Annotated in this window: 1 pseudogene; it reads right to left on the bottom strand. The window is 47.0% G+C overall.

The window, feature by feature from the left end:
* Window positions 1-551, bottom strand: a pseudogene (locus tag R8N49_RS29625) (phosphoribosylformylglycinamidine synthase); the annotation flags it as partial.

The following is a 551-nucleotide window of genomic DNA, read 5'->3' as shown; positions in this document are numbered from 1 at the left end:
CGGCCATGGAGAGATAGCCGTTGGGTGGTTGTGCGTCTCTACCTTCATTAAGATGTGTGCATCTTCATGGTGGTAAGTGTATTGACGAGTTTTAGGATCTGGGAAGAAACGACCCACTTTAGAGCCCGTCATTACCGCTGCGTTATCTTTGTAAGCAGACAGAACGTGGTCTGGTGTCGTTTCGAATGTGTTTTTGATCATCTTAAACAGAGACTTCTCTTGGTCGACACCATCGATAGTCCAGTCTGCATTAAAGATCTTATGACGACAGTGCTCTGAATTCGCCTGAGCAAACATCATCAGCTCGATGTCGTTAGGGTTACGACCTAACTTAGTGAAATTCTCCACCAAGTAATCAATTTCATCTTCTGCGAGTGCCAAACCAAGGGAAACGTTTGCTTCTTCAAGCGCAAGACGACCGCCCGCTAAGATATCAACATGCGCCACAGGCTTTGGCTCTGCGACTGTAAACAGCGCTGACGCGGCTTCAAGTTCTGTGAACACCGTTTCCATCATGCGGTCATGAATTAACGCTTTGACAGCGTCAACTT

This window comes from Vibrio sp. 1978 (assembly GCF_033344345.1).
This window is presented reverse-complemented; position numbering and strand designations above follow the sequence as displayed.